This window comes from Pontimicrobium sp. MEBiC01747 (assembly GCF_053601635.1).
In genome coordinates, this window is the sequence record NZ_JBSHNS010000299.1 from 1 (window position 1) to 24,199 (window position 24,199).

Annotated in this window: 17 protein-coding genes; 8 read left to right on the plus strand and 9 right to left on the minus strand. The window is 33.8% G+C overall.

Going from position 1 to position 24,199, the window contains the following annotated elements:
- On the plus strand, nucleotides 1-3,898 hold a 3,898-nt coding region (locus tag ACVC2P_RS09825; RefSeq protein ID WP_452598301.1), incomplete at its 5' end, for a reprolysin-like metallopeptidase.
- Nucleotides 3,899-3,969: 71 nt separating this feature from the next.
- Here the strand turns inward: ACVC2P_RS09825 and ACVC2P_RS09830 are convergent.
- From ACVC2P_RS09830 to amaB, 9 genes are all read right to left on the minus strand, one after another.
- Nucleotides 3,970-4,260 carry a hypothetical protein gene (locus tag ACVC2P_RS09830; RefSeq protein ID WP_452598302.1) on the minus strand — a complete coding sequence of 97 codons (291 nt, stop codon included), beginning with the start codon at nucleotides 4,258-4,260 and terminating at the stop codon, nucleotides 3,970-3,972.
- Nucleotides 4,261-4,375: 115 nt separating this feature from the next.
- Nucleotides 4,376-4,909 carry a GNAT family N-acetyltransferase gene (locus ACVC2P_RS09835; protein ID WP_452598303.1) on the minus strand — a complete coding sequence of 178 codons (534 nt, stop codon included), beginning with the start codon at nucleotides 4,907-4,909 and terminating at the stop codon, nucleotides 4,376-4,378.
- A gap of 37 nt (nucleotides 4,910-4,946) precedes the next feature.
- Nucleotides 4,947-6,020, minus strand: coding sequence for a ligand-binding sensor domain-containing protein (locus ACVC2P_RS09840; protein WP_452598304.1), 1,074 nt, complete (start codon nucleotides 6,018-6,020; stop codon nucleotides 4,947-4,949).
- Between the two features lie 109 nt (nucleotides 6,021-6,129).
- Nucleotides 6,130-6,732: a MarR family winged helix-turn-helix transcriptional regulator gene (locus tag ACVC2P_RS09845; RefSeq protein ID WP_452598305.1), complete on the minus strand. Its 603-nt coding sequence runs from the start codon at nucleotides 6,730-6,732 to the stop codon at nucleotides 6,130-6,132.
- Nucleotides 6,733-6,792: 60 nt separating this feature from the next.
- A complete protein-coding gene (locus tag ACVC2P_RS09850; protein WP_452598306.1) occupies nucleotides 6,793-7,056 on the minus strand; it encodes a DUF2024 family protein in 264 nt (87 codons plus the stop codon).
- 1 nt (nucleotide 7,057) lies between these two features.
- Nucleotides 7,058-7,528 carry a hypothetical protein gene (locus tag ACVC2P_RS09855; RefSeq protein ID WP_452598307.1) on the minus strand — a complete coding sequence of 157 codons (471 nt, stop codon included), beginning with the start codon at nucleotides 7,526-7,528 and terminating at the stop codon, nucleotides 7,058-7,060.
- A complete protein-coding gene (locus tag ACVC2P_RS09860) occupies nucleotides 7,464-7,784 on the minus strand; it encodes a hypothetical protein (protein WP_452598308.1) in 321 nt (106 codons plus the stop codon). The genes ACVC2P_RS09855 and ACVC2P_RS09860 overlap by 65 nt, the downstream gene beginning before the upstream one ends.
- A gap of 71 nt (nucleotides 7,785-7,855) precedes the next feature.
- Complete coding sequence (locus tag ACVC2P_RS09865; protein ID WP_452598309.1) at nucleotides 7,856-8,089, minus strand: thioredoxin family protein; 234 nt, start codon at nucleotides 8,087-8,089, stop codon at nucleotides 7,856-7,858.
- Between the two features lie 170 nt (nucleotides 8,090-8,259).
- Nucleotides 8,260-9,813 carry an L-piperidine-6-carboxylate dehydrogenase gene (gene amaB, locus ACVC2P_RS09870; protein WP_452598310.1) on the minus strand — a complete coding sequence of 518 codons (1,554 nt, stop codon included), beginning with the start codon at nucleotides 9,811-9,813 and terminating at the stop codon, nucleotides 8,260-8,262.
- Nucleotides 9,814-9,934: 121 nt separating this feature from the next.
- Here amaB and ACVC2P_RS09875 point away from each other — a divergent pair, with 121 nt between their 5' ends.
- The 7 genes from ACVC2P_RS09875 to ACVC2P_RS09905 all read left to right on the plus strand — a co-directional run.
- Complete coding sequence (locus ACVC2P_RS09875; protein ID WP_452598311.1) at nucleotides 9,935-11,029, plus strand: isoaspartyl peptidase/L-asparaginase family protein; 1,095 nt, start codon at nucleotides 9,935-9,937, stop codon at nucleotides 11,027-11,029.
- A gap of 113 nt (nucleotides 11,030-11,142) precedes the next feature.
- On the plus strand, nucleotides 11,143-16,728 hold the full coding sequence (locus ACVC2P_RS09880; RefSeq protein WP_452598312.1) for an alpha-2-macroglobulin family protein: 5,586 nt from the start codon (nucleotides 11,143-11,145) through the stop codon (nucleotides 16,726-16,728).
- A 30-nt stretch (nucleotides 16,729-16,758) separates the two neighbouring features.
- Nucleotides 16,759-19,902 carry a hypothetical protein gene (locus tag ACVC2P_RS09885; RefSeq protein ID WP_452598313.1) on the plus strand — a complete coding sequence of 1,048 codons (3,144 nt, stop codon included), beginning with the start codon at nucleotides 16,759-16,761 and terminating at the stop codon, nucleotides 19,900-19,902.
- A 76-nt stretch (nucleotides 19,903-19,978) separates the two neighbouring features.
- Nucleotides 19,979-20,698 carry a YqjF family protein gene (locus ACVC2P_RS09890; protein WP_452598314.1) on the plus strand — a complete coding sequence of 240 codons (720 nt, stop codon included), beginning with the start codon at nucleotides 19,979-19,981 and terminating at the stop codon, nucleotides 20,696-20,698.
- Nucleotides 20,699-20,781: 83 nt separating this feature from the next.
- Nucleotides 20,782-21,096 carry an antibiotic biosynthesis monooxygenase family protein gene (locus ACVC2P_RS09895; RefSeq protein WP_452598315.1) on the plus strand — a complete coding sequence of 105 codons (315 nt, stop codon included), beginning with the start codon at nucleotides 20,782-20,784 and terminating at the stop codon, nucleotides 21,094-21,096.
- Nucleotides 21,097-21,299: 203 nt separating this feature from the next.
- A complete protein-coding gene (gene pbpC, locus ACVC2P_RS09900; RefSeq protein WP_452598316.1) occupies nucleotides 21,300-23,648 on the plus strand; it encodes a penicillin-binding protein 1C in 2,349 nt (782 codons plus the stop codon).
- A gap of 188 nt (nucleotides 23,649-23,836) precedes the next feature.
- A partial coding sequence (locus ACVC2P_RS09905) for a choice-of-anchor J domain-containing protein (RefSeq protein WP_452598317.1) occupies nucleotides 23,837-24,199 on the plus strand: 363 nt, incomplete at its 3' end.

Below are 24,199 nucleotides of genomic sequence, written 5' to 3' on the forward strand. Positions count from 1 at the left end.
GTCTTATGCAGGCCAAGGTGTAGATAATGCTTCAGACAGAATACGCTTTAGTATTTCACCTTTAGGATTGCAAAGTATGCGTTTATCTGCAACCAAGCCAGCTACTTTTATAGAGCCTTATACTAATGACCTTAAGGTTTATACAGTATATAAAAGAGCAGATAGAACAGCAGATTTTAATGATTTTGAATGTGAGGTAACCGATGCAACAAACAAAACATTATCAGGAAACAATACAGTCTTAAAAAATGCAGACGATAGTACTTTACGAACCTATAGATTAGCAGTTTCAACAACAGGAGAATATGCTTCATACCATGGAGGTACAAAAGCCTTAGCATTGGCTGCTATTAATACCACGATGACTAGAGTGAATGGTATTTTTGAAAACGATTTCAATGTTACAATGGTACTTATTTCTAATACAGACGATGTAATATATACAAATGCATCATCTGACCCTTATGGCTCGTCTGGAGGTTATAATAGTGCATTACAATCAACACTAACCAGTCAAATAGGAGAAGCAAATTACGATGTCGGGCATTTATTTGCAAGGTCTGGAAACAGCGGAAATGCAGGATGCATAGGCTGTGTATGTGTAAACGGACAAAAAGGAAGTGGTTGGACATCGCTTAATACACCAGAAGGAGACCCTTTTGATGTAGATTTTGTAGCCCATGAAATCGGACACCAATTTGGAGGAAACCATACCTGGACACATGGAGGAAATGAAGGCACAAATGTACAAATGGAACCAGGAAGTGGTAGCACAATAATGGGGTATGCAGGAATTACAGGAGCCAATACAGATGTACAATCTAATAGTGACCCATATTTTCATGGTGTAACAATACAACAAATAACAAATTATGTAAAAACAACAAGCTGTCAAACTAACACTAACACTAATAATGCTGTGCCAACAGCAAATGCAGGAGTAAATTACACAATTCCTAAAGGAACAGCTTTTGTATTAACAGGTACAGGCTCTGATGCGAACTCTCAAGATGTATTAACCTACTGTTGGGAGCAATTTGATGAAAATAATTCAGCAACACAAAAACCAAGTGTAACAGCTACATCAGGCCCAGCATTTAGATCATACAACCCTACTACAGATACTAAGCGTTATTTTCCAAGATTAGCTACCATAAAAACTGGCGCAACAGCATGGGAATGGGAAGCCGTACCAAACGTAGCAAGAACATTAAACTTTAGGCTTACAGTTAGAGATAATAGAGCAGGAGGGGCAAATAATAATAGCGACGATATGGTTGTTAACGTTAATGGTACAGCAGGACCATTTGTAGTGAATGCACCAAATACTAATGTAACATGGAGCGCAGGTACAACACAGTCAGTAACTTGGGATGTCGCTGGCACAACAGGAAACGGAGTTAATGCCGCTAATGTAGATATTTTCTTGTCAACAGATGGAGGAGATACCTACCCAATAACTTTAGCGTCTGGAGTTACTAATGACGGGGCTCACGATATTGTAGTGCCTAATAATCAAGGTTCGCAAAATAGAATTATGGTAAGAGGCGCTAATAATATCTTCTTTGATATTTCTAATACTAATTTTACTATTAGCGGTCAAGTATCATGTACAGCATCTGTACCAACTGGTTTAGCAGCTTCTAATGTAGGAGCATCTACAGCAACACTAAGTTGGAATGCTGTTACAGCAGCAACCTACGATTTACGCTACAGAGAAACTGGTACAGCTACATGGATAACAAATGCCGTAACAGGAACTTCTTCTGCATTGTCAGGTTTAAATGCATTAACACAATATGAAGCCCAAGTAAGAAGCAAATGCTCTGGAGGCGCTAATTCTGCATACAGTAGTTCTATTAATTTTACAACAACCGAAGTGCAGTTAAATTACTGTGCATCTAATGGAAATGATGTAAGTGATGAGTATATTTCTAGAGTGCAATTAGGAACCATAGATAATACATCTGGTGCAGCAGCAGGAGGATATGCCAATTTTACATCGCAATCTACAGATTTAGCTAAACAAGCGGCAGCAACAATAACAATAACGCCAACGTGGACTGGAACAGTATATAATGAAGCCTATGCAGTTTGGATAGATTATAATAAAGATGGTGATTTTGAAGACGCAGGAGAGCAAGTGTTTACACAAGCACCAATACAAACAACACCTGTAAGTGGAACATTTACAGTGCCAAATAGCGCAACAGAAGGAACGACAAGAATGCGTGTGTCTATGAAATATAATGCGGCTCAAACACCATGCGAATCTTTTCAATATGGAGAAGTAGAAGACTATACTGTAAACATTACAGGAGCTGGTGCAGATACAACAGCACCAGTTATTACACTTTTAGGTACTGCTACAGTAAACATAAATGTTGGAGATGTATATACAGATGCAGGGGCTACAGCAACAGATAATATTGATGGAGACATAACAGCAAATATTGTTACATCAGGTTCTGTTAATACAGCATCAGAAGGAACGTACACAATAACCTATAATGTAAGTGATGCAGCTGGAAATGCAGCAATAGAAGTTGTAAGAACAGTAGTTGTAAATGCTACAAGCTCTGGGTGTTCTGAAGGTATTAGCACATTTCCATACGCAGAAGGGTTTGAAACAGGTTTAGGAGCGTGGACACAGTCTAGTGCAGACGATATAGATTGGACTATTGACGCTAGTGGAACCCCATCAAATAATACAGGGCCATCAAGTGCAACAGAAGGATCTAATTACATTTATGTAGAAGCTTCAGGGAATGGAACAGGGTACCCAAATAAAAGCACAATACTTAATTCTCCTTGTTTTGATTTAAGCGGATTAACTGAAGCGACATTTAGTTTTAGTTATCATATGTTTGGAGCTACAGATATGGGAACCATAGCATTAGAAGCCAGTAGCGATAATGGAACAACTTGGGCATCCATTTGGAGTGAAACAGGAAATAAAGGAAACTCTTGGTTAACTGCTAATGTTAACCTTGCGGCATATGTAGGCGGAGATTTACAATTGCGATTTAATAGAGTTACTGGTAGTACTTGGCAAGCAGATATAGCTTTAGATGCCATTAACTTAACCGAAGGTACTGTTACTAATACTGGTTGTACAGGAGGTATTACTGCATACCCATATACAGAAGGGTTTGAACCAGATTTAGGAGATTGGACACAATCCACTGCAGACGATATTAATTGGACAGTAGATGCCAATGGAACCCCATCTAATAACACAGGACCATCAAGCGCAGCAGAAGGGTCTAATTATATTTATGTAGAGGCTTCTGGTAATGGAACAGGATACCCTAATAAAAGCGCAATAATTACATCACCTTGTTATGATTTAAGCGGACAGACATCTGCAACGTTCGATTTTAGTTATCACATGTTTGGAGCTGCCGATATGGGAAGTATTGCTTTAGAAGTAAGTAATGATAATGGCGCAACATGGACAAGTGTTTGGAACCAAACAGGAAATCAAGGTAATTCTTGGTTAACACAAAGCGTTAATTTATCTGCCTATGTAGGTGGAGGTATTCAATTACGATTTAATAGAGTAACAGGAAGCACTTGGCAAGCAGATATAGCAATAGATAATATTAATTTAACAGCCTCTGGAACCTCTAGAGGAGAGGATTTAATCCATGTAAGTGAAAGTGATACTATTTTAGATTTTAGTGTATATCCAAACCCAGTAAAAGGAGCTGTATTATACATTAAAACGCAAGGCGATTTACAAGGCAATTATACTATTGTAAATATGGCTGGACAAACTGTAATTAAAGGGCGTTTATCAAACGAAATAAATGTAAGAAACTTAGAAAGCGGATTATATTTTATAAACGTTAATACAAAAGAAACAGTAATTACTAAAAAGTTTATTAAAAGATAAAAGAATTTAGCTACCAACTAATTTTCGATAGAAAGCCTCGGTATTTTTTTAAACCGGGGCTTTTTTATTTATTAAAAAATGACCCATTGAAGTATTAAGAATACAATAAGAATGCAAACGAAACCTATAATACGTTCGCTTCTATTTTGTTTTTTAGCACGAATACAGATTTGTTGTTTAATAACGTTTAATTTTTCTTGTGAAATGGTTTTAAAGCTTAATTTTTTACTTTTAGTATTATTTTTAGAGTATATAGTATTGCGGTTGTTTTCTCTAAACTTAGCCTTATTACTAGTACGTAATGCTCGGTTTTGTTTTAACCGATTATTCATATCCATTATATGTCCAGCACCAGAGCCCATAGTTTAAATATATATAACTATATGTAGGACGATTTTTAATAATGTTACAGTGTAATACTGTTAAAATTGATTTTTTCAACAATTATATTCTATAGAATATATTTTACACAAGAGCTTACTGATGTAACCATTCATTTTTTGTAATGGCGTACCAATTATGTAAAGCGTTATCATAATTAAAGGTTTCCTTAAACTGCATACCTATCTTTTGTAATATTTTATTAGAGCCCATATTATTTACATCTGCAGCAGCACAAATTTCATTTAAATTAAGAGTGTTAAACCCATGCTTTAGGGAAGCAATAGCGGTTTCTGTAGCAATACCTCGTCCCCAATACTTTTTAATAAGCCTATAACCTAAATCGTAATAACTAAAGTTATCTCGTAACGCTTCTTCATATTTTAATCCAGACCAACCAATAAACTCTTTTGTTTTTTTATCAATAATAGCCCAGCGACCAATACCGTTAGTTATATATTGATTTCTAATAAAACGGATAATGCCTTCTGCTTCTTCAAGTGTTTTAATAGGGTGATTTCCTAGATACTCATGAACTTCAGAATCTGAGTCTAATTCAAAAATACCTTGTGCATCTGTGAGTTCTAAATCTCTTAAAATAAGTCGATCAGTTTCTATATGAATATTCATAGCCATTTAAAATGTATTTAAAAAATGAAGCAATAATTTATTTGGTAACCTTTAAAAAACCTGTCCCATCATACCGATAAAGAGACATCCAGCCACCTAACCAAAAAATGCCCTCATTATCTTCATAAATGGTTTGTATAGAGCCAGAAGCCAACCCATCTTTGTTATGGAAATTAGTAAACCTTTCGCCATCGTAGCGATAAACACCCGAATGTTCAATTGGAAACCAGATATTACCCTTACTATCTTCATATAAACTCCAGCCTTCGGTACCAATAACACCCTCTTTTTCTGTAACATTAGTAAAGGTTTTACCATCCCAATAGCAAATACCTTTATGAGACGTTGCAAACCAAAATACCCCGCTTTTATCTTCTAGAATAGCATTTACATTATTATCGCATAAGCCCTCTTTTTCCGAAAGATTAGTCAACCCTTTTCCATTGTAAATATAAGCGCCACCATTGGTTGCAAACCATAGATGACCTTTGCTATCTTCTATAATACTATGTACTATTTTAGCGCTAGTAACCCCTCTTGTAGGATCTGGTTTACCTTCTGGCAGTACAAAAGGCATAAATGTATTTCCATTAAAACAGCTAACACCTTGTAGCGTACCTACCCATATAGTTCCTTTTCGGTCTATAGTTAAACACCAAGTGTTATTGTCGGCTAACCCATCTTTTACAGTATAATTTATAAAAGACTTACCATTGTATTTGGTTAACCCTCCAGAAGTGGCAAACCAAATATTTCCTTTACTATCCTCTACAATACCTCTTACAGCAATACCTCCAAAACCTTCATTAATAGAAAAATACTCTAATGTATTACCATTATATCTAATAACACCATTACCATTAGTGCCAAACCATAAATGACCATTGGAGTCTTGAAACACTCTACGAACTACAATGTCACCAATAGGAACTGTGTTTGCATCAAGTAAAGGCGTTCCGTAGGTAATTTGAGTTTCTTTTACCGTTGTTTTACTAATTGAGGTTTTCTCACTTTGTTGTTGTTTTGCCTCTTGCCCATTACATGCCATTACAATAATAAATAGAAGAAGCAAAGACAGTGTTTTTAAGCTTTTATGTTTTATAGCATTCATTAGTACTTGATGTGTAAGACTAGCCTAATGTACATAATTTTACAATAGTAATAGAGATGACAAATACAAGATTTAGCAGTAAACTTTTTTATACTAAACATAAAAAAGCTTATTTTTCTTCATATTCAGGACAATCTAATCTAATTTCGTTGTTGTGTAGTGCTTTTTCAAGTAAATTACAAAAATCTAAACCCTTGTTTTTCGTATAGTATTTACAACCATAACAAGTACGCTGTACACTTAGAATTCCTGTACTATTTAACTTATATATTAATTCACTTAATGTTTTATAAACACTATTTAAATCGGTTTGATTAAAATTACTAATTAAAGATTTTAAAGGATTTGCAAAATCATTAGTTTGGGAAACAATATCTTTTCCTAACTGAGATAGAAGAATATGGTATCTACGACTATCTGTAGAAGAGTAATCTTTTATAATTAGTTGTTTTTTATCAAGAATTTTAATGGCATCACTAATAGTAGGTTTAGTAATATTGAATTCTTTAGCTAAATGACTAACATTACATAACTCCGTTTTATGATAGGCAATAAATAGCAAGATTTGAATTTGAATAGGGCTTAATCCTACTAATTTTGCTTTTTCCCATAACAAAACTTTAAAGACTTCCGAAACTCTTTCAAGGCCAGCAACTATTTTGCTAGAAAGATCTTGTTCTTGGTAATTGGGGTTAAAAATACTTTTATCCATAATAAAAAAACCTACCGAAAAAAGTTTGTTCGGTAGGCAAAGTTAGTAATCCTAATTAAATTAATTGCAATTTTTCATTTCTATAATAGCATAACCATTTGTATTGATAGAAGTTATCATGTCTTCTGTAGCTTGTTCTATGTGGCATAAACGACACTCGTTAGCCGTTAATAAATTCGTTTTAAAAGATTTAGTTTTTAGATAATGCATGCCAAAATTAAAAACGGTTTGCTCATCTGTGATATGACTTGGCACTAGAATATCGAAATGCATTGTATTACCATCTTCTTTTTTTACATAAGTGTCCCAAACTGATATTTTCATTTTATTGTGTTTTTACTTTATATGGCAATGATAAATCACCGCTTGCTATACTAAAAATGTTATAAACGCCTAGCATTGGTAAATCATCTTTACTTGTGTTTACTTTCATAAATGCGGTTACACCATCATAATTAAAATCAGTTTGATTATTCATTCTATAATTTGGTACAACTACTTTTATTACGTGATTTTTTGTTATTACTGGGTAGCCAGGAGAATCCATGTACATTGGCATTCCCGGATTTGTAGGAGGTAGTACTACTGTATCGTCAGCTTTTTTAAATTGCTTTACAGCAAGTCCTCCAGGAACTCTTTTGTCTTCGTGTAGAATAACCCAATGTGGATGCCAAATGATACCATCATTATTAAAAATTTTATCATTGTTTTCATCCCAAAGTGGTGTGTCATCAAAATCTGGATGTGAGGTTAAAGCAAGTGCTACAATACCATCCGTTTTTATTAAAACCAACATCAGTCGGTTTTAAATTAGTTGGGAATACATATCCCAGCACAGGAGCACCATCTAGTTGTCCTGCTTTAATTGGTGTTGTTTTTCCTGCTGTACCTTTTACTGTTATTTCCCATACAGTTATATCTAAATCGGAATGATAGGTTACAGCAACGTTATTAATAGCAAAGTCTTCATTTTTGTATGTATTATCTTCTTGAGCACAAGAAAATGTAGAACCAATAAGTAGTACTGTAAAAAGTGTTAAAATTGTTTTCATTTTAGTTGTGTTTTATAAGTTAGGATTCATAATATATTCAAATTAGGAATCCTAACTATTTAATTTAAAAATTAGCCCTTTACATCTGCCATAGAAGCACCGAAGTTAATATGTAAAGTATTTCCATTTGGTGTTACTAAAGCTGGAACCGATTGTACTCCTGCATTTTCAGCCTCAGCTATTCTTGTTCTGTCTTCACCGATATTAACTATTTCTACATTATTTGCACCTACTAGGTTAATAACATCGTGTTCTGCACTTACACATACAGAACATCCTGCGTGATAAAAAATTGATTTACTCATTTTAATTATTTTTTATGATTTATTGCACTATTGCTTTGCAAATATAGTAAGGAATCCTAACTAAAAAAATAAATCAAATGTTTTTTTAATAAATCTGTAACATTTAAAAATAAAAACAGCCTTAGAAATCACTTCCTAAGGCTGTTTTAATATTATAAAGTAGTTAACTACTATAAATCGAATTTAATCCCTTGAGCTAAAGGTAAATCTGTAGTATAGTTAATAGTGTTAGTTTGGCGTCTCATGTAAACTTTCCATGCATCTGATCCAGACTCGCGTCCACCACCAGTTTCTTTTTCACCACCAAAAGCACCACCAATCTCAGCACCAGAAGTACCAATATTTACGTTAGCGATTCCACAATCTGAACCAGCAACAGATAAGAAAGCTTCAGCTTCACGTAAATTATTCGTCATAATTGCAGAAGATAATCCTTGAGCAACACCATTTTGTATCTCTAAAGCATTTTCAACACCACCAGAGTATTTTAATAAGTATAATACAGGAGCAAATGTTTCGTGCTGTACAATTTCGAATTCATTTTTAGCCTCAGCAATTGCAGGTTTTACATAACATCCAGACTCGTATCCTTCTCCAGAAAGTACACCTCCTTCAACTACAATATTTCCACCTTCTGCAACAACTTTTTCTAAAGCAGCTTCATACATTTTAACGGCATCTGTATCAATAAGTGGCCCAACATGATTGTTTTCATCTAATGGGTTACCAATACGCAATTGTCCGTAAGCGGCAACTACAGCATCTTTTACTTTATCGTACATGCTTTCGTGTATAATTAAACGACGTGTAGATGTACAACGTTGTCCAGCAGTACCAACAGCACCAAATACAGCACCAATAACTGTCATTTTAACATCGGCATCAGGAGTAACAATAATAGCATTGTTTCCGCCTAACTCTAATAATGATTTTCCTAAACGTCCAGCAACTTCTTTAGCAACAATTTTACCCATTCTAGTAGAACCCGTTGCAGATACTAAAGGCACACGTGTATCTTTAGTCATCATTTCACCAACTTTGTAATCTCCATTTATTAAGTTACAAATTCCTTCTGGTAAACCATTTGCTGCAAAAACTTCTGCTGCAATGTTTTGGCAAGCAACACCACAAATTGGTGTTTTTTCACTTGGTTTCCATACACACACATCTCCACAAATCCATGCTAAAGCAGTATTCCATGCCCAAACAGCAACAGGGAAATTAAATGCAGAAATAATACCAACAACACCTAGTGGGTGGTATTGCTCGTACATTCTGTGCCCAGGACGCTCAGAGTGCATTGTTAAACCATGTAACTGGCGAGATAAACCAACTGCAAAATCACAGATATCTATCATTTCTTGAACCTCACCTAAACCTTCTTGGTAAGATTTTCCCATCTCGTAAGAGACTAACTTACCTAGAGCTTCTTTTTTTTCTCTTAATTTTTCTCCAAATTGGCGAACCACTTCTCCCCTTTGTGGAGCAGGCATTTTTCTCCAATCTTTAAAAGCAGACGTTGCAGTAGCCATTACTTTATCGTAATCTGCCTGAGTCGTTGCTTTTACTTTTCCAATTAATTGACCATCAACAGGAGAATAAGATTCTATAATCTCACCATTTGAAAAATTGTTAGAACCTGTAGAAGTTCCTTCATTTATATCTTTAACACCTAATTCTATAAGCGCTTCTTTTATTCCGAAATCAGCTGAAACTGCTGCCATAATTACTTGAATTTTACGAATTATTAAATTTTGATGCGAATATACTAATAAAAGTCCTTTTTTAGGACATAACGCTTTTAAAAATAGTAACTTTAAAGCGTCTTATAAAAACCATCTATTTATGAAAAAATTACTTTTTTTAAGTATGCTTTTGGCATTACTTTTTAATTGCGGCGAATTAGTGCCTAATCCAGATGATAACCCTAAAAAAACAAAACAAGTAGAAGCTAAAAATACCAAGATTAACGATTTTGCAATTGTTATTCATGGTGGAGCAGGAACCATTTTAAAACAAAACATGACTTCTGAAAAAGAAGCTAAATACAAGGCTAAATTAGAAGAAGCCATAAAAATAGGCTATACAATTTTAAAAAATGGAGGCAGTAGTCTAGATGCTGTAGAAAAAACAATTAACGTATTAGAAGACTCCCCATTGTTTAATGCAGGAAAAGGTGCTGTTTTTACAAACGCAGAAACGAATGAATTAGATGCTTCAATAATGGACGGAAAAACATTAAACTCTGGTGCCTCTGCAGGAACAACAACCGTAAAAAACCCAATAAATTTAGCACGTAAAATAATGGATAAATCTCCGCATGTAATGATGGCGGGCACAGGAGCCGATTTATATGCCAAAGAACAAGGCTTAGAGATTGTATCACCAGACTACTTTTATACAGAAAACAGATTTAAATCCCTACAACGTGCTAAAAAGAAAGCGATAATAGAGCAAGATCACGACGACCAAAAAGATAAAAAAACAGCAGGTTATTACGATGCAGATATTAAAGATTATAAACTAGGCACAGTAGGCTGTGTTGCACTAGATAAAAACGGAAACTTGGCAGCAGGAACCTCTACAGGAGGGATGACCAATAAACGCTTTGGACGCGTTGGAGATACACCAATTATTGGAGCAGGAACCTATGCAAATAATGCCACATGCGCAGTATCTGGAACAGGATGGGGAGAGTATTTTATTAGAGCAACAGTAGCACATGATATTTCGGCATTAATGGAATACAAAGAGCTGTCTCTTGAAGCAGCAACAAAAGAAGTAATCCATAATAAATTAACCAAAATGGGAGGCACAGGAGGTGTCATTGCTGTGGATAAAAACGGAAATATGGTTATGGATTTTAATACTGCCGGTATGTATCGAGCAAAAATGAATGCTAAAGGCGAATTAACTATAGAGATTTATACTAAAGAATAGTAAAAAACGAATCCTAAACACTAGCTAACGAATCCTATAAACTAATCAACGAATAGTAAAGCTTATATAGGTATACAAAAGGCTTTATGTAGTTTTATAAAAACTTTAAAATTATGCAATCAAAATCACTCTTAACGCTTTTACTTTGCTTGGTATTAGCAATGTCTTGTAAAAAGAAAGAAACCGAAACCGATAATGTCTTTAAGTTTAGAGACTATATAAGTTACACAACTTCGGGTAGAGTTTCTGTTAGTAACCCTATAGCGATAAACTTAACTAAAGATGTAGAAGGATGGGGTATAGATAAAGACATAACCGAAGAGTTGGTTAGTATAACACCACATGTTTCTGGACAATTAGTCTCTAAAAACAAGCATTTTTTAGCATTTAATCCAGACGAACCATTAGACCCAGACACCGAATATTCGGTTACAGTAAAACTAGGAAAGATCTATAAAAATATTCCTAGTGAATTTAAAAACTACACCTTTCAATTTAAAACCATTACACCTAATTTTAATATTACTACTAACGATTTACAATCGTATAGTAAAGAGTGGCAATACTTATTAGGAACACTAAAAGCAGCAGATAATATAACAATAGAAGATGCTAAAAAATTGGTAAACGCTTCACAGAAAGGAAAGAACTTAAAAATTGAATGGGACGAAGAAAGTGTACCATCAAAATATTTTGCCTTTAAAATAGATAGCATAAACCGATTAGTTGAAGATAGTGAGATATTAGTAAAATGGAATGGGAAAGCAATAAGTGCAGATAACTCTGGCGAGAATAAAGTGATCATTCCAGGGAAAAATAACTTTACCATTACTAAAATGGAAGTAGTACAAAGCCCAGAACAATACCTGTCTATTAATTTTTCTGACCCTATAAAAAAACAACAAAACTTTGATGGTTTAGTAACCATTCAAAACACCAAAAACCCAAAATATATTGTAGATGGAAATGTATTAAAAGCCTATCCAGACTCTAAAATAATAGGAACCGTTCGTATAGACGTATTTCAAGGAATAAAAAATACAGAGGGTTATAAATTGAAGAGTCCATTTTCTGAAACCATTTCTTTCGAACAAATAAAACCACAAGTACGTTTAGTAAATAACGGTGTGATTTTGCCAAATTCTGAAGAATTGAAATTTAATTTTGAAGCAGTTAACTTAAAAGCAGTAGATATAAAAGTCATTAAGATTTTTGAAGATAATGTATTACAATTTCTTCAAGATAATGAATTAGCAGGAGGCTATGATAATAGCATTCGTTATGTAGGGCGCCGTATAGCAAAAGAAAAAATTGAACTTATGGAAAGTGCTATAGAAAACACTGGAAAGTGGAAAACCTATAGTGTCGACTTGTCTAAGTTTTTTAATGCAGACCCTGGAGCAATTTACAGAATAGAAGTAGACTTTAAACAAGAGTATTCTCTATACAATTGTGAAGGCAACCAAAATATTACAAACTCTGAAAATAATGATGACTATTATGAAGACGAGTACTACGAAGAAGAGTATTATGGAGAAGATTATGGAGAAACCACTGCAGAAGAGGACGATTTACGAGAGGAAAAATACTGGGATAATTTAACCTATAGTTACCGTAATAATAATTACAATTGGAGAGAGCGTAAAAACCCATGTAAACCATCGTATTATAGAGTGAATAATAAAATCTCTCAAAACCTATTAGCATCAAACATAGGAGTTATCGCTAAAAAAGGAGCCAATAATAATTATTACTTTGCAGTAACTAATATTTTAAATACTAGTGTAGAAGCCAATGCTACAGTAGCCCTATATAACTATCAACAACAAGAAATAGCAACAACTAAAACAGATACAGAAGGCTTAGCAACAATAAAAGCAGACAAGCGAGCAGCATTTGCTATAGTCTCAAAAGGAAATAATAAAACCTATATAAAGTTAAAAGATGGAAATTCACTATCATTAAGTAAGTTTGATGTATCAGGAAACCGTTTACAGAGAGGGCTTAAAGGTTACATATATGGAGAACGAGGAGTTTGGCGACCAGGAGACACCTTGCATTTAACCTTTATGCTAAACGATGTTGCTAATAAATTACCCAATGGGCATCCTGTAAAAATGGAAATAACAGACCCTAACGGTAAACTAGCATACAAAAAAGTAACAACATCAAACATTAACCAGTTCTACAAGTTTACAGTGCCAACGGGAACAGAAGATAAAACAGGAAATTGGAATGCTAAAGTAAGTGTAGGTGGAGCTAAATTTTATAAAGGCTTAAAAATAGAAACCGTAAAACCAAACCGTTTAAAAATTAAAGTCGATTTTAAAGATGAGGTACTTACAGGAACAAATCCGTTAAACGGAAATCTAGAAGTAAAATGGCTGCATGGCGCACCAGCAAAAAACTTAAAAACAGAAATAAAAGCGAAGTTTAGTAATGCTTACTCGCCATTTAAAAACTATAAAGACTATGTGTTTAGAGATCCATCTAGAGAATTTTCTGGAGAAGAACTAACCATTTTTGAAAACAAAGTGAATGAAGAAGGCTTAGCAACCATTACCAATAAATTAAATGTAGGTAAAAATGCGCCAGGAATGTTAAACGTTCAGTTTTTAGTACGAGCATTTGAAAATGGAGGAGACTTCTCTATGGATGCCTTTTCAAAAAAATACGCACCGTATAAGTCCTTTGTAGGATTAAAATCACCAAAAGGTAGAGCATACGGGTCATTTTATACAGACGAAAACCAGAATTTCGATTTAGTAGTGGTAGACGACCAAGGAAAACCAATAAAACGAAACGGATTAGAAGTAAAAGTGTATAAAATAGAATGGCGCTGGTGGTGGAACTCTTCGTACGATAATCTATCTAAATACGCTAAAAGCTCGTACCATAAACCATTTATGAATACTACAGTAAATACAGATGCTAAAGGAAGAGCAAGCTTTAATATAAATGTGCCAGAACACGAAGGTGGACGTTATTTAATTCGTGTTTACGATCCAAAAAGCGGACACGCTACAGGGCGCACAGCATATTTTTACAGAAATTGGTGGAAAAGACAACCAACAGGAAGTAAGGATGCTGCAAAGATGCTAGTATTCTCTGCAGATAAAGAAAACTATAATGTAGGCGAAACAGCCAAAATTACATTCCCTTCTGGAACAGAAGGACGCGCTTTAGTAAGTATAGAAAATGGAACCGAAGTTATAGAACACAAATGGGTGAAAACTAAACAAGGAGAAACCGTTGTAGATGTCCCAATAACAGACGCGATGGCACCTAATGTATTTGTAAACATTTCATTATTACAACCACATGCAAGTACCGCTAACGATTTACCATTACGACTATACGGAGTTATTCCAATACTAGTAGAAAACCCAGAAACAAAACTGAAGCCAGAAATTAAAATGCCAAGTGTATTACGTCCAGAGCAAGAATTTTCGGTAATTGTTTCAGAAAAAAATAACAAAGCTATGACCTATACCATTGCTATGGTAGAAGAAGGTTTATTAGACTTAACACGTTTTAAAACACCAAATGCATGGTCTGAATTTTATGCAAGAGAAGCATTAGGAGTAAAAACATGGGATGTGTTCGATGATGTTATAGGAGCCTATAGCGGTAGTGTAGACCAAATATTTGCAATTGGAGGAGATGGAAGCGCAGCAGGCGGTAAAAACAAAAAAGCAAATCGCTTTAAACCCGTAGTAACCTATTTAGGACCGTTTGTATTAAAGGCAGGAGACAGAAAAACACATACTATTAAAATGCCAAATTATGTAGGCGCAGTACGTACCATGGTAGTTGCAGGAAATAACACTACAGAAGCCTATGGTAGTGTAGATAAATCTGTAGAAGTTAAAAAACCATTAATGGTATTAGCAACCTTACCACGTAAACTAAGTCCTGGTGAAAAAGTAACCCTGCCAGTTACCGTATTTGCTATGGAAAATAAAGTAAAAAATGTAAACTTAAAATTAAAACTTAGTGATGGTATTACAGTAGTAGGCGACCAAACAAAAGCACTAACATTTAAAAGACCAGATGAAAAAATGGCCTATTTTGAACTAGATGTTAGTAAAGCAAACGGGATAAATACCGTTGAGGTTATTGCCACAGGAAATGGCGAAAAATCAACATACAAAGTAGAATTAGATGTCGTTAATCCAAACCCAATAACATCAAGAGTATTAGATAAAACATTAGAAGCAAATGCAACGACTAATTTAGATTTTAAAACCTTTGGAGTAGCAGGAACAAATGCAGCAACATTAGAGTTTTCTACAATGCCACCAATGGATTTTTCTAGACGCTTACAATACTTAATACAATATCCACATGGTTGTGTAGAGCAAACGACCTCTAGCGTATTCCCTCAACTGTATTTAAATGATATTTTCGATTTAACATTCGATAAAAAACAAGAAATACAATCTAATATTAAAAACGGAATAAAACGCTTAGGAAATTTCCAAAGACCAAACGGAGGCATGAGCTATTGGATAGGAGAAGGCAATGCTAACGATTGGGGAACAAGCTACTCTGGGCACTTTTTAATAGAAGCAGAGAAAAAAGGTTACGTTTTACCATTAACCTTTAAGACTAATTGGATTCGTTACCAAAAAGAAACCGCTAGAAACTGGAGACCAAGTTACAGAACCTACAATAGCGATTTAGCCCAAGCTTATAGACTATATACATTAGCCTTAGCAGGAAGCCCAGACTTAGCCTCTATGAACAGATTACGCGAATTTAGTGAAATCTCTAACGAAGCCAAGTGGAGATTAGCAGCAGCCTATGCACTAGCAGGACAAAGTGAGGCCAGTAACCAAATTTCTAAAACGGCAAATATCGAGTTTCAACCACCACGCTATAACTATTACACCTATGGCTCTGTAGATAGAAACCGAGCAATGGCATTAGAGACGATGGTAATAACAAAAGATAAACGAACACAAGATTTAGCAAAAACACTAGCAAAAGACCTGTCTAGTAACCGTTGGATGAGTACACAAACAACAGCTTACAGTTTATTAGCAATAGCAAAAATGGTAGAAGTTAACGGCGGAAAATCGGTACAGTTAGATTACACTATTAATGGTAAAACAGAAACTATAAACACCAAGAGTGCCATTGCACAACGTGAGCTAAAATTAAAAGATGGAAATAACACTTTAAGCTTTAAAAACAATCAAGCTAACGTAGTCTATGTACGCGTATTAAACTCAGGGAAATTACCATTGGGACAAGAATTAGCAGAACAACGAGGGTTAAGTGTTAGTGTCGCTTACAAAGATTTAAAAGGAAACACTATAGATATTAGCAAACTACAACAAGGGCAAGATTTTGTAGCCACTGTTAATGTAAGTAATCTTAAAAACGAACGTGTAAACGATATTGCCTTAACACAAATATTCCCATCGGGTTGGGAAATTGTAAACACACGATTTACAGCCTTTGGAAGCACAACAACAAGTCAGGCACGTTATACAGATATAAGAGATGATCGTGTTAATTTCTATCTAGATTTAAACAAAAGAGGAAAAACAAACAGCTCTAAAACCTTTAATGTCATGTTAAATGCTTCGTATCTAGGAACCTATTATTTACCAGGAGTACAAGCAGAAGCCATGTACGATAATGAGTTTTTAGTACGCACAAAAGGACAGTGGGTTGAGGTTGAAAAGTAAGAAAAGAGTATATTGCACAAAAAAATAAACATGAATAAACTATCCCTAATTCTTATATTTTTAATAATCCTTTCTTGTAAAAAAGATGACGATTATACATCAGATAATAACTCAATAAATGAACAAGCTATAAGTGATACTGAATTTGCAGAAAATAATTTTGGAAGTCTCGTAAAATCTAGTTTTATTGGAGAAATCGTTAATGAAGATGGTGGTCGTGTTAATAATGCACAAGTTATTATAGGAGGTATATCTACATATACAGATCATAATGGAATATTTGTATTAAACGAAGTAAATGTTTATGAGAATTTTGCTCTAATTAAAGCTACAAAAGAAGGATATGTTCTAGGTAGTAAGGTAATAATCCCTGATCAAAATGGAGTTAATAACATTAAAATTACACTTCTTAAAAAAGATATAATAGGAAGTGTTAATTCTGGTGAAAATTCAGAAATAAGTCTACCTAATGGTTCTAAAGTTACATTTCAAGGAGATTTTATTAGAGATAACGGAACACCTTATTCAGGTCAAGTAGATGTTGTAATGCACTACTTAGAGCCAAACGAAGCCAATATTTTTACAGAAATGCCAGGAATGTTATTTGGTATGAGGGGAGATGGGACAGCATCTGCAATGGAAACTTATGGTATGTTAAGTATAAATTTATTTACACCATCAGGGGAGTCTTTAAATATATCTGAAACATCTTCATCTAATATAGAGTTTCCTATATCGTCTACACATCAAAATTCGCCAAGTGAAGTGCCTTTATGGTATTTTGATGAAGAAGTTGGGTATTGGAAAGAGCAAGGAAAAGCTTTAAAATCTGGAAATAAATATATTGCAGAGGTTTCTCATTTTTCTTGGTGGAATTGTGATATTCCTTTTAACTATATTAATTTTTGTTACACGTTATTAGATGGAACAACTACTAACGAACTAAGTAATATTAATGTAGAGATTATAAGAAACAATACTGGAGAATTAATTTTTTACGGAACAACTAATATTAATGGAACTGAGTGTGGTATCATTCCTATAAATGAAGAAATAACATTTAATATATATGGTAATGATGAATGTGTTGAAACTATTGTATATTCAGAAACATTAGGGCCTTATCTATCTAATGTTTCAGAAACAATAAATGTTACTAATCTACCTTCAGAATTACAAACAACATTATTGACAGGAACACTTAATACATGTTCTGGCGGTATTACTAACGGATATGCTTTAATCTATGAATCTGGCGCAAGTCCTTATTCAAATTCAGAAATAGTAAGCATTATAGATGGGACTATTAATTACCCAATGACATATTGTGTTGGTAGTAATTATACTATGATAGTTTTGGATATAGAAAGTAGTTTAATTTCTGAAGAAATAGCTATAATACCGAATACAGCTGTCACAACTATAGAAGAGGTTAATGTGTGTGGAAATGCAATAGGAGGTGTATACAATGGTGATGTAATTTTAGAATCTCAATTAGAAGTAGATGTTTTTGGTTTGTTTGGTTATTCTGAAATTACTGGGGATTTAACAATAGGAGCTCTAGAAATTAGTGGCGAAACAGATATAACTTCGCTAAATACACTTTCAAATTTAACAACAGTAGGTGGAGAAGTTGTTATTGTGAGAAACAGTGTTTTAACAACATTAACAGGATTAGATAATTTAAATTCTATTTTTTTTAGGTTAAATATTTTATCAAATGATTCTCTGACTTCTATTATAAATTTTGATAATTTAACGACACAAGCAAACCAATCAGGGTTTAGTATTATAATATCGAATAATAGTAGTTTAACAGGGATAACGGGATTTAATAACTTGAGTACGCTTAATAATAAGACACTTTGGATTTCAGGTAATCCTCAATTAACTTCTATTACTGGGTTTTCAGAGTTAGAAAGTACGGGGTCTTTATTTTTAACATTAAATGAATCTTTGGTGGATATATCGGGATTAAGTAATTTAAGTGTTATTGAGTCTAGTTTTTATATAAGAGCAAATAATGTTTTAAATTCATTAATTGATTTAACAGGACTTACATCGGTTGGGAGTACTGAAATTTCATATAATGACTCTTTAGTGTCTTTAAGTGGTTTAGAAAATGTAACGAATATTAATGGTTCTTTGTCAATTAAACACAATGATAATTTAGAGTCAATAAGTGAGTTAAATAGTATTGAGAATATTAGTGGTAGCATTACAATAAGTTGGAATAATAGTATTTCTTCTTTATCAGATTTTAATAATTTAATATCTGTTGCTTCAATAGAAATTAGAGAGAACCCAATTTTAACTACTATGAGTGGTTTTGAAAATTTAAATCAAATATTAGGTCTTGGTTTATTAATATATGATAACCCCGTATTAGAGGAAGTTTCTGGTTTCAACAATTTAACTAGTAATGGAGTATTTACTTTAATAAATAATCCTAATTTAATAAGTGTATCTGGTTTTGATAGTCTTATTTCTAATGGAAGTATAACTATTGAAGATAATAATTCATTAACAACATTTTCTGCTGGGAGTAATTTAAATAGTTCTGGTAGCTTTTCGCTTTTGCATAATGATGCGTTAACATCAATTTCAGGTTTAAATAACTTAACATCAATTTCAGGAGACTTTATAATAGATGATAATGATGCATTATATTCTTTTGATTGGTTAGGCAATTTAGAGACAATAGATGGCTTATTATGGATTAGAGGTAATGATAGTCTAACTACAATTTCAGGATTGACTAGTTTAACATATATAGGAGAGAATTTATTTATTAATAATAATATGCAACTGGGCTCATTAACAGGGCTAAATAGTGTAACTTCTGTTCCTCAGAGTTTAAATATTTCAAATAATGCTTCACTATTATCCTTAGAGGGGTTAAACAGTTTAACAACAGTAGGTACTCTTCTAAAAATTTTTGGGAATAGCTCATTAGCAACTTTAGACGGTTTAAACAATTTAACATCTGTAGGGTCTCAATTAAGTATAGGAGGTCCAAGTAATGGTTCAGTTTCAGGTCCTAATCCTTTACTTACAGATTTTTGTGCATTAACCAACTTATTCACTAATGGAACTTATAGTAGTCTAGATATTAGTCATAATGGATACAACCCAACAGTACAAAATATAATAGATGGTGATTGTAGTCAATAAATAGAACTTAAAAGTTTTGTTTAGTGAAGCTAGCTGTGCTAAACTTTTGGGTTGTTTTTATAATTAATAAAAGAGTATGAACCCAAAACAAATCCTAAAACAAACCAGTCACAGACCATTCGACTATCCAGTAAACCCATGGACAATCTATCAAGAATGGAATAAAGCTGTTTTTTTACATTGGGAAGTCGATGCTGAGGTTATTCAAATGATACTACCAAAAGAATTAACAGTAGATACCATTAATGATAAAGCATGGGTAAGTGTTGTGGCTTTCGATATGAATAACGTAAAACTAAGACACTTACCCAAGCCACCATATATATCAGACTTTCAAGAAATAAATATTAGAACCTATGTAGTCTGTAAAGGAAAGCCAAGTGTGTATTTTTTAAGTATGGAAGCCAATAATAAATGGTCTTGTAAACTAATAAAGCAAGTCTCTAAATTTCCATACCGTTATTCTAAAATGAATAGAAATGAAACAAGCTATCACTCTAAAAACACAGATTTAAATGAAGCTTTTTCAGTAGAATATACATTAGATAATACACCAGTAGTAAAAGATGAAATCGATATGTGGTTAACCGAGCGTTATGCCGTATTTCAGGACTACAAAAACAAAATAATAGAATACGATGTACACCATATAGAGTGGCCAATGCAGAATATTGTTTGTACTTCTATTACTGTAGAGTACCCAAGGTTTACATTTTTAAATAGCAAACCAGATAAAATACACTATTCCAGTGGAGTGCAAGTACTCACTTGGAATAAGAAAGAGTATAAAAAGTAACGGTAACGTCAGTTCGAGTGATTTTGAAGAATGAAAAATCGTATCGAGAACAGGTATAAACTATATCAATGAATAATTAAAAAATGAATTCAAACTTTAAACCCTATTACGCCGTTATTTTTACATCTACCAGAACCAAAGGCGATAACGGTTACGGTGACATGGCAGAGTTAATGGAAATATTAGCCAAACAACAAGAAGGATTTATAAGTATAGATTCGGCAAGAAGCGAAGTCGGTATAACAGTGAGTTACTGGAAAAGCCTAGAAGCAATAAAACAATGGAAACAGCAAACAGACCATGTATTAGCACAGCAAAAAGGAAGAGAAGATTGGTACAATTGGTACAATGTAAGAATCTGTAAAGTAGAATATGAGTACGAGTTTACAAAAGAATAGAAACTGTAAAATATGTGGATTCCTTCCTTTAAAAAAAGGAAGGTGGTTTTTTCAAAATGAAAAAATCGGAAGGTTTTACAAAAAATAGCGAAGCTTATTTTAAACAATAAATTAAGTTTTGTCATTCCTGCGCAGGCAGGAATCCACCTCTAAAGAAAATTTAAGTATAATTAATAAGACTCCTGCCTTCGCAGGAGCCAGAGATGAAAAGAATAATAGCATACATAAAAAGAAACAAAATAAAGTCAACACTATTGGCAGTGCTTTTAATAGCCTATTATTTCTGCTTACCAAACGAACTCTTTAAAGATCCAACAGCAACAGTAATAACAAGCAGAACTAATGATTTACTAGGGGCGAAAATAGCTAAAGATGGCCAATGGCGGTTTCCTAAAAACGATAGCGTACCCGAAAAATTTAAAACCTGTATTATTAACTTTGAAGACGAATACTTTTACAAACACCCGGGTTTTAATCCAGTATCTATATTTAAAGCTTTAAAGCAAAACATAAGCTCTGGAGAAGTAAAACGAGGCGGAAGCACATTAACACAACAAGTTATTAGACTTTCCAGAAAAGGACAGTCCAGAACTTATATAGAAAAACTAAAAGAAATCATTTTAGCAACACGATTAGAGTTAAGGCATAGTAAAGACGAAATACTAGCCTATTACTCAAGCTATGCGCCATTTGGCGGTAACGTAGTAGGTCTAGATGCCGCATCTTGGCGTTACTTTAATAGAGATGCTAATGATTTATCGTGGGCAGAAAGCGCAACATTAGCAGTATTGCCTAACGCACCAAGCTTAATTTACCCAGGAAAAAACCAACAACGATTACTAGAAAAACGAAATAGACTTTTAAAAAAACTATTAGTAAATAAAACTATAGATACTTTAACTTACGATTTATCTATAGCAGAGTCGCTACCACAAAAACCCTATCCATTACCACAAATTGCACCACATTTACTACAAAAAGTTGCGAAAACACATTATGGAGAACGTATAAAAACAACTATAAATAATAAATATCAGCAACAAGCCAATACATTAGTATTTAACCATTACAACCTATTGCAACAAAATGAGATATACAACATATCTGTACTTGTCTTAGATGTAAAAACGAGAGAAGTGTTAACTTATATTGGTAACTCACCAACAACACAAGCACACCAAAAAGATGTAGACATTATAGACAAAGGAAGAAGTACAGGAAGCGTTTTAAAACCATTTTTATATGCAGCCATGCTAGATGCTGGAGACCTATTACCAAATGCATTGGTGCCAGATGTGCCATCGCAATTTGGTAATTACGCACCAGAGAATTATAATAAAGAATACGATGGAGCCGTGCCAGCAAAACGGGCTTTAGCTCGTTCTTTAAATGTACCAGCAGTGAGAATGCTTCAGGATTTTGGGCTAGATCGTTTTCATCACTATTTAAAAGACTTAAAACTAAAAGATGTAAAATATAATGCCAACCACTACGGACTATCCTTAATATTAGGAGGCGCAGAAAGTAGCCTATGGGATCTATGTAAAAGTTATGCTAGCCTATCTTCAACATTAAACCACTTTAATGAAAACTCTAGTGAGTATTTTTCTAACGAATTTTGCGAACCCACTTTTTTAGTTTCTAAAACTATTGATTTCGGAAAGAAATCTACAGAAAAAACACTATTTGATGCAGCCTCTATTTATTTAACCTACGAAAGTCTAAAAGAAGTAAACCGACCAGAAAGTGATGAAAACTGGGAGTTTTTTGACGATTCTAAGCAAGTTGCTTGGAAAACAGGAACCAGTTTTGGGTTTAGAGACGCATGGGCAATAGGCACAACAAAAGATTATGTTGTTGGTGTTTGGGTTGGTAATGCCGATGGAGAAGGACGTCCAGGTTTGGTAGGTGTACAAACAGCTGCACCTATTTTGTTTGATGTTTTCGATATTTTACCAAGCAGTAATTGGTTCGAAAAACCGTATGATGAAATGCAAGAAATAAATATTTGTACAAAAAGCGGATATCGTGCTAATGTAAATTGTGAAGACATTACAAAAGAGTATGTGCAAGTAAGTGGATTAAAAACTAAACCATGCCCATACCATGTACTTATTCATGTAGATAAAAATGAACAACAAGTAAACGCCTCTTGCGAAGATTTAAGTAATGTATCTCACAAACCTTGGTTTGTTTTGCCGCCTTTAATGGCCTTTTACTACAAAACTAAAAACCCTTTTTACAAGCCTTTACCGCCATATAGGAATGATTGTAATACAAACAATAGAGCATCCATGCAATTTATCTATCCTAAAAAAGGAAGCACTATTTTCTTGCCTAAAGATTTCAATGGAAAAACAAATGATCTAATTGTTAAAATTGCACACTCAAAACCAGAAAGTATGATCTTTTGGTATCTCGATAAAGAATTTATTGGAACAACTAAAGATATTCATGATATGGCAATAATACCAACAGAAGGGACTCATTTAATAACTGTTGTGGATGCCTATGGAAATGAAGCAAAAAGAAAAGTAGAAATTAGTAGGTAAAATGTTAAAATTATACAGAATATATGGTTTAGGTAACTAACAAGTGTTCATTTCATCGAAAAAGGATGCATTACGTCTATCTGTGGTTTTATTATATAAGGAATTAGTATACATTGTAAGCTACTAGAAAAAAATTGCGAATATAATAGCATTTGCATAACCAAAAATTAACCCTAAAAACCAAATAAATGAGAAAGATTACTTTACTGTTAATTTTACTTTCATTTAGCTTTTCGCTTAGCGCGCAAACTTACTTGCAAGAAAATTTTGATACAGAAATCCCTGCTTCTTGGACCATTACAGATGAAGGGGCAGCCACAGGAGACTCATGGGCCTCTGGACAACAAGGTGGTTTTAACGACCTTGATGGTACGGCTGGAGCTTTTGTTGATAGTGATGCCAATGGAAACGGTACACAATTAATAGAAACGCTAACCTCACCAGTTTTTGATACCACTGGAGCCGTTGGTCTATTCCTAGACTTCGATCAGTTTTACAGATCTGGAGGGTCAGATAGTGGTATTGTAGAAGTGTACGATGGAACGAATTGG

Bases quoted from the DNA above. Each gene is read 5' to 3' on its own strand.
- ACVC2P_RS09830 (WP_452598302.1), bottom strand. From the start codon at position 4,260: ATGGGCTCTGGTGCTGGACATATAATGGATATGAATAATCGGTTAAAA.
- ACVC2P_RS09880 (WP_452598312.1), top strand. From the start codon at position 11,143: ATGCAATCAAAATCACTCTTAACGCTTTTACTTTGCTTGGTATTAGCA.
- ACVC2P_RS09845 (WP_452598305.1), bottom strand. From the start codon at position 6,732: ATGGATAAAAGTATTTTTAACCCCAATTACCAAGAACAAGATCTTTCT.
- ACVC2P_RS09855 (WP_452598307.1), bottom strand. From the start codon at position 7,528: ATGTTGGTTTTAATAAAAACGGATGGTATTGTAGCACTTGCTTTAACC.
- ACVC2P_RS09885 (WP_452598313.1), top strand. From the start codon at position 16,759: ATGAATAAACTATCCCTAATTCTTATATTTTTAATAATCCTTTCTTGT.
- ACVC2P_RS09865 (WP_452598309.1), bottom strand. From the start codon at position 8,089: ATGAGTAAATCAATTTTTTATCACGCAGGATGTTCTGTATGTGTAAGT.
- ACVC2P_RS09850 (WP_452598306.1), bottom strand. From the start codon at position 7,056: ATGAAAATATCAGTTTGGGACACTTATGTAAAAAAAGAAGATGGTAAT.
- ACVC2P_RS09860 (WP_452598308.1), bottom strand. From the start codon at position 7,784: ATGAAAACAATTTTAACACTTTTTACAGTACTACTTATTGGTTCTACA.
- ACVC2P_RS09890 (WP_452598314.1), top strand. From the start codon at position 19,979: ATGAACCCAAAACAAATCCTAAAACAAACCAGTCACAGACCATTCGAC.
- ACVC2P_RS09895 (WP_452598315.1), top strand. From the start codon at position 20,782: ATGAATTCAAACTTTAAACCCTATTACGCCGTTATTTTTACATCTACC.
- pbpC (WP_452598316.1), top strand. From the start codon at position 21,300: ATGAAAAGAATAATAGCATACATAAAAAGAAACAAAATAAAGTCAACA.
- ACVC2P_RS09835 (WP_452598303.1), bottom strand. From the start codon at position 4,909: ATGAATATTCATATAGAAACTGATCGACTTATTTTAAGAGATTTAGAA.
- ACVC2P_RS09875 (WP_452598311.1), top strand. From the start codon at position 9,935: ATGAAAAAATTACTTTTTTTAAGTATGCTTTTGGCATTACTTTTTAAT.
- amaB (WP_452598310.1), bottom strand. From the start codon at position 9,813: ATGGCAGCAGTTTCAGCTGATTTCGGAATAAAAGAAGCGCTTATAGAA.
- ACVC2P_RS09840 (WP_452598304.1), bottom strand. From the start codon at position 6,020: ATGAATGCTATAAAACATAAAAGCTTAAAAACACTGTCTTTGCTTCTT.